General features: G+C 41.2%; 4 protein-coding genes. 1 reads left to right on the forward strand and 3 read right to left on the reverse strand.

Going from position 1 to position 7,448, the window contains the following annotated elements; translation table 11 throughout:
• Nucleotides 1-8 precede the first annotated feature (8 nt).
• A complete protein-coding gene (locus QNK26_RS13930) occupies nt 9-3,131 on the reverse strand; it encodes a chondroitinase family polysaccharide lyase (RefSeq protein ID WP_319223984.1) in 3,123 nt (1,040 codons plus the stop codon).
• Nucleotides 3,132-3,160: 29 nt separating this feature from the next.
• Nucleotides 3,161-4,480 (reverse strand): autotransporter outer membrane beta-barrel domain-containing protein, encoded by a 1,320-nt coding sequence (locus QNK26_RS13935; RefSeq protein ID WP_319223986.1) that lies wholly within the window; start codon nt 4,478-4,480, stop codon nt 3,161-3,163.
• A gap of 292 nt (nt 4,481-4,772) precedes the next feature.
• Here QNK26_RS13935 and QNK26_RS13940 point away from each other — a divergent pair, with 292 nt between their 5' ends.
• Nucleotides 4,773-6,281, forward strand: coding sequence for an OprD family outer membrane porin (locus tag QNK26_RS13940; RefSeq protein WP_319223988.1), 1,509 nt, complete (start codon nt 4,773-4,775; stop codon nt 6,279-6,281).
• A gap of 84 nt (nt 6,282-6,365) precedes the next feature.
• Here QNK26_RS13940 and QNK26_RS13945 read toward each other — a convergent pair whose 3' ends face one another.
• Complete coding sequence (locus tag QNK26_RS13945) at nt 6,366-6,986, reverse strand: histidine phosphatase family protein (protein WP_319223990.1); 621 nt, start codon at nt 6,984-6,986, stop codon at nt 6,366-6,368.
• Nucleotides 6,987-7,448 lie beyond the last annotated feature (462 nt).

Raw genomic sequence — 7,448 nt, forward strand, 5'->3', positions numbered from 1 at the left:
CGCTGAAATTAACCTTGAGTTAATTCAAGTTTGATACCTTCGGCGCGAACTGTAGTGACTGCCAATCGTGTATTACCGTCTTTTAGGCTGGTTAACTTAACCGAATTCGGTAACGTATTACTGGTTAGCCATTGCCCTTTTAATACAATTTGAGTAACGACTTCGGCGGAAGCATTATCTTTCCAATCATTGCGCGAATAGATACTTACTTCTTGTTGCACACCGTTTGCATCATATTGACTGTCATCTTTGCCTTGATAAAGGTTCAGATCAGGATTAACAACGTGCATCACCAGTTGTTTTTTATCTTGCGTCGCCATCACCATAGATGCTGCATCAACCGAAGCGATTAAACGGTCATCTAAATTGGTGACAGGATTAAAGAAAGCATAACTACGGGTATTAGAAGCTCGGTCCCAGACAATATGGGCATTATTATCTTGTTGTTCGATAACAAAAGGGGCCGCAGTTGCTGATTGCAATTGCTCAGCAAACTGAGTGGCTCGCTGGACATTGGCATCAATCAAAACCGAGTAGGCATAATGACCATCAACAGGTTTAATGCCATGATTAATAACCGCGGTGGCAAACTTGCCTTGGGTTGGCTTGCTATTCTTTTGATTGAATGACGCTTGTTCAACAACGGATAGGGTGATGGTATTATCATTACCAACAAAATAAGCATTGTTATCAGGATCTAATAATATCTGCATGCCCTTGTCTGTCGCTTTCGATGTGTAGGTACCAGGTGCTACAATATCTCCATTTGCGAGCATTTGGTCGCTATCTTGACGTAACGCATGTTGGAATAAAGTAGTATCAACCTGATGCTCTGCATCTTCGGTCTGAATACCACTACCGAGGGCGACAATGCGATCATCAAAGAAGAACACCGATTTATTTGCTGCAAAGCTAGCGTCATATTTAGGATGACCTTGTAACTTCATTGCAAATAGTCCGTTGTCACCGTCACTTAATGCACCAGAGTAAGTTTGTTCCGACATTAACATTTCTTCTAAACCACTAAATTTATCCACATTCAGTAATTTAGCTTCTAGATCTGCGATAGGTAATTGCACTGCCGTTGTACCTGGCCAGCGATTCCAATTCCAACCATCGTGGCTGAAACTACGCGACTGGCCATCGCGATCCATGATCTCTAATTGACCGTAGTTAATGTAACGGCCATATCGGTTAGCATTCGCATAGCTTTCATGACTAACAAGGTAACGGCTAAATCCGCGAGCGGCAGCAACCCAATCATCACGGCGCTGAATACCAAGATTTGCAAAGTTCATCGCCCAGTTACCGGTAGGCGATGCTGATGCATTGATACCTTGTTGCTCAAGATAGCGAGAAAATTTATCAGCCTTTGGAGTTAAGCGTAAATAGGCTTCAGCCATGTCAGTATCAATCGCATTTTTACCATCGATAGAACCGGCCATTGCCATGTGTTCAAACGGTTTTAGATCAATATCTTGCTTGCCATCAGGATGACGACCAATCACCGACATTAAAATTAATCCGTCATTACTGTAAATTTCAGTCATGGCAACTGCATTTTTCAATACTTTATGTGCTTGTGGATTAATGGCATAGGAAGTACGACTCAGCGCTTCCACTACGGGGGTTAACCCTTTAAGTGCGCCTTTAGCATAAGCAGGGTAATGTTGTGCGTGATGGAAAACAGAACCATCTGGTTTAAATCCGCCACCGAGTCCTTTGGAGTTATTAATAGAACGTGATAGCCAGAAGCTAAACTGACTTAACCATGCTGATTTGGTATCGGCATCAGGCTGCATTAAAATGCTGTACAACATGCCCCGTAATTGCGTATTCATCACATCAACATTGAAATTCGTCATTTCTGATTCAGGGCGATAAATACGACCTGTACCAGCAAACCACGCCATCATATCGCTTACGTCTTTCGCCAGACCATTGCCTGAGAGTAGATCGCGATTATAATAATGTGCTTGGAACAGCGCGCGTAAGGTGTAACCAAAGTGATGAGAAGTACCAACAGCACTACCCGATTCATAACCTTGCGTTAATCCATAACGTGTCAATAACAGATACATATCAGTCAGTTCTTGCTTTTCAGCTGCGCTGATATCGGAATGCATTAATTTAGCAATGGCGAACATGAATTCGCCGTAATCGCGCAGTTTGATAACATCAAATACAGTATCGAAACCACTCTCATTGAGTAAGCCTTTATTAATGCCTTTATCTAAAAATATTTTTAAACGATTACCATTATCTAATGGCTTACCGGTGACGATACCATCGACTTCAAGCAGTTCGAAAGTTTGATATCTACTGCGGATATCAGCAATCGTCATCGATTTTAAACGACCATTGTCTCCACTGACAAAAGAATCCAGCTTTGCTGTTATGCGACTAACAGCGGCATCGTCTAGACTTACATCAGTTGAGCTAACATCTGCATCCATCAAGAAATTGTTATAGCGATAAAGTGCCAACCAATGTCGATTTGGTGCAACGTCGGCAGCCAAATTAACAAAAGGAACAACGGCATCACGGGTTGGCCAACGTGGGTCAACGGGAATACTCATCATCATTTGATCAAAATAGATCGTTGTCGCATCCAATGCTGCAGGTGTACGAACCTGCATGAAATTCATGCCTGTTACCGGCTCACCTTGCATATCTTTAAATGGGATGATCAACTGACGCCAGCCATCAAAATCGAGGGAAATATCGAACCATGTTTGATCAACACTATCGGTACCAAAAACAAATGTCATTTTTTGCTGTTGTGCGCGACTGTTATATACCCAAGTGACAAATGTACTTTCGGCTTGATCGCGGCCATTTTCAACGAAAGGTTTGTAACCAATCGCCTGATTAAAACTAAGCATCGAACCAGGCTGTAACTGCCAAGCAAGACTCTTTAAGCCATCTTTACGAAAGTTATTCGCAATCTGTATTTGGCTGTCACTAGAAGCTTTGATAGTGTCAGGCATGCCTTGTTCAAAGAAATACATTACACCGGCAGGTTGTAGATAAGAATCATAGTCAACCACACTCGTATCAGCGTTATTACAGCCCATTAACCCTGTTGTGCCCATCGCAATTGCGAGGCTAATTAATTTTTTTGATTTCATGTCATTTTAATCCAAGTAAATAGCACTAATTAGAAAGAGTAAACAGCGCGGCCATAGAGTAAATTATTCTCAGTTGAGCTGTCCCAATTATGCTGAACACCTAGACTCCATGTCATGCTGCCATTGGTTTCCCAAGTCAGATCGACATAAGATTCGTAACGAACATCTTCATTCTCGTTAATACCGACAGTAAAGCTATCACCACCCGATAGCAGTGTTGCCGTCGTCGTGAGATCCATATCTAATACTTCAAAATCAGAACGAATACCGGCGCGCGTTTGAAATGCGCCAATTTTGGTGTATAAACTATGCGCAACTTCTAACCCTAAACCTAATGTCAATTCTTGATAATTTTGCTGTTCATAAGCAAGTGCCGCAGCTGAACCACTGCCATTCTCGCTATAGCCTTCCGCTCTTATGTGGGTATAGCCCGCAGAGAGTAATGGTAGGATAGAAAAATCATGCCAATAAAATGGACGAATAAGGTCAACTTCAACAGCAAAGTTATAACTATTGTAACGAGATTGTGTATTGGTTTTTTGCCCTGTCATTAACTCACTACCAATACTGCGGTTAGCGGTATTGGAGTTCCAACCAACGACACCGCGACCTGATAGGTAATAATCGTCCAGTGTTTGTGTGCCATAAATAGAGGCTTGATATGATTCAACTTCTAAGTCGTTGTCATACATACGCCCTTCGGAATCAATGTTTTGATGACTAAACGCGACACCAAGGGTCGTGTTTTTTGATAACACTTGGTCATAGCCAATAACAAAACCAGTAGAGCTTGCATCAAAACCGTCATAGCGATTTGCACCGTCGCTAGTAACATAAGAGGTACTATCCGAACCAAGATAAGATGCCCACATAGAAGATCGAGCCGAATCGCCAAGTAAAAAATCAGAAGTACGCTTCCGAATTGATTGCGTAAAAAGATCTTGTGCCATCATGACGTTATAAATATTGGCACCGCTACGATCAGGGGTCAGCTCACCCGCGAGTTTCGCTGCCTTTTCATCTGTATCCGCGGCAGCAATAAGGGCGAGTAACTGTGTGTTACCTGTCGCTAACGCCTGAGCTTCCAAATGATTTAATACATACACTTCCGTTGAATCAGCGCCACCACTGGCAGCTGAATTACCCGCTGATGCGATCTGTGGCTGTATTGCATTCGTTAATGCCGCATTTTCAGAACTCAAAAAGTTAGATAATAACTTATCATTCAGATTATTCTGCAATACGCTAGCTTGTACAACAACAGTACTTGCCATCGTTAAAATTGCAGTAGAGATAGCGAAACTTACTAACGACTTCGGTCTTATTTTATTGGCATTATCTACAGCCATGATCCTTCCCTCATATGATGTTCAATCACTTAGATCGTGTTATATACCTTAATGATGTAAAATATTAACCTACCTTACGATGAGCTTCATTATACTTGCAAAAAACACTTTTTAAGTGATCAACCTATTACTTTTGTATTAATTGATCTTTTTTTTGGTTTCGTGACAAGTCACACGAAAGAATATGAAAGCGTATATATAATAACTCTAAATCGATGAGTTCAAAGAATCAAATTGCGGACCAATTATATTGAGTGTGCTTGTTAGGGTTGTAAATGGAGATAATGAAACAATGTTTATCGAGATAGAAAATTATATACGTAGTTTTTCTAAACCGGGAAAAATACTATTCCCCGTTGCGGTAGCAAGCCTCATAACAATGTCCAATGGAGCAAATGCTTCTGCGGTAGGTCAGGCTTTTGACGACATGATGAGTGGCTCACAAGTATCAGCAGTATTGCTGAATCATGGTAAAACCACTGAAAAATATTTTAAAGATAAAGACAAAAATATTGACGGTATGGATCGCCAACATGAGTGGGGACAAGCACTTGGTTTATACTATAGAACGGGGCGAGCACAACTTGGCAATACCCCAGTTAAAATGAACATCAACCTAGGTTACAGCTATATGTTTAACCTATCATCGGACTATCCAGGTGATACGCACAACTGGAATGGCGGTGAAAAAATATTTATCAGTGAAGACTGTTTCTGGTCTGGTGGCGAACCAGGTAAAGGCCAATATAAATGTAACGACAGTGCAGGTTACGGAAAACTAGCCGTTGCTAACATAAAGTTTGACTGGGGTAAAACCAGTACAGAGCGTGGCTTTATTAGAGTTGGTGATGGCTTCTATAATACCGGTATGATCACTGCAGCGAGTGATGATGACGCGCTACTGTCAAGTTACCGCGGTATTATGGGACAACAAGCCTGGGGTGAATATATTTTCGATGGTGCATTTGTTACTGGGTTTATGAAAAGTAATGGTGACAGCATGGAGGATCTCAAAGGTAATTCTAACTATTATGATCCTGACCCACTCACTTATGATAATTTATACACTATGCGTGTGCGCAAGAAATTTGCAGATAAAGGCGGATACCAAGTCGCTTATGGCGAAGCAAAAGACTATTTACGTCGCTCTCACGCTAGCGCCTATTATAATTTAAAACTTGCTTCTCAAACCAATTTATTCATGCAAGCCCAATACTATTACAACCGTAAAGCCGGTGATTTATGGGATATTGATGTTGATAAGGGCCTCGCAGCTTACGACGAATACGCCTCAGCATTATCATACGAATTTCGTTTAAGACAAGGTGGCCTTGAATTCTTATACGGTTTTACCAAAATCAATGCTCCACGTGAAAACGGCAGTGGTAATGGTTCATTTAGTTATGGTTTTGGTGAAGCCAAAGGTTATCTAAAATTACCAACCAGTGGTAATTACCATGGTTTCCGTCGTGACGGCGAAGAAGCAATGGTCGTCGGTAGTAAATATGACTTCCGTAGTTTCGGAATGAAGGATTTGTCCCTAGATTATCGCTATCACTGGGGTAAAGCACCAATCAACTCTAAAACCAGTGGTGAGATTGAATTCGGCAAAGAAAGTGAACATGCAATCACAGTGATCTATGAGCCAAGAGAAGGCATGATGAAAGGATTTGTGTTCAACCTAAAACAAGCATTCTATCGTCCAGATGAAACATTGGCTCAGATTCAACCCGGTGAAATCAGCGAAAAAGGTGATAAAACAGCAACTAAGTTTATCGTCAGCTACATGTTTAACATTTAATTAATCAGGTTAAATAAGCTATATAATAAAAAGCAGTGATAATTAGCACTGCTTTTTTGTCACTATAATTTACTGCAGTAGAAATTAAGCCCTGCTTATCTGCTCTTTACTGTTACCAAAGAATAGTGATTTAATCTCGTGTGGATGACCAACACCTTTAAATTCAACTTTCCAAACTTCACCATTATGCGCAATTTCGTGCGGATAGTCAGGTAAGGTATTCGCTAAAATAGCTTTTATCATGCGCATAGTTACAGCATGTGTGATAACTAAGATAGCATCGTTACCGCCAACAGCTAACTCAGCAAAAAAAGGCTGCAAGCGTTCAACGATCATTGAGTACGATTCCCCGCCTTCTTCAGGAACCCAATTCCAACGTACACTGCGATCGTGACAATAGTTTGGCTCATCATCGAGTTCTGCATACGTTTTACCGGCATACTTGCCTAGCGCTTGCTCTGTCACTCGAAGCTCATCTGTCACGGGCAATGAAAATAGGTCAGCAAAAGGCGCTGCGGTTTGCTGAGCTCGACTCAGAGGTGAGGCGATCAACTTATTAATGTGATGTTGTTGATTAAACTCTTCTGCAATTGCTTTCGCATCGCAGTGGCCTTGCGCTGTCAACGGGAAGTCAATTTGCGACGCTAAGATGTCAGCAAGGTTGGCTTCACTTTGCGCGTGGCGCATAAAATAGAGGGTCGTCATTTAATTACTCCAATAATTCAAGCTAATTTTAGATAAAATGGCTGACGTCACTCGCAAATCACTTTCGAAGTGAAAGTAAACGACAAATTTAAACCATAACAATTATCAATAACGAATACCAAGAAAATAACGATAAATGGAGAGAATATTGATCTACTTCTGGTAGAGAGGTTTTATCAGTGCTTTGAATTGCAGGCACAAAAAAAGCCTCTTTCTCTAATAAATAGTTTTCGATTCAGGCTTTCATTGTTTGTTGGCGAAGAGAAAGTGAACGGCTTTCTATAAACCACAACCCGCGGCATTCGGCGGACTGGCCGCTTGTCTTTTTATAAAGAGTCTGGCCGACTGAACTACCGCTCCCTACAATTTGTTGTATCTTTGAATTTCAGGCACAAAAAAAGCCTCTTTCTCTAATAAATAGTTTTCGATTCAGGCTTTCGTTGTTTGTTGGCGAAGAGAAAG

Source organism: Moritella sp., from assembly GCF_033791185.1.
GTDB lineage: Bacteria > Pseudomonadota > Gammaproteobacteria > Enterobacterales > Moritellaceae > Moritella.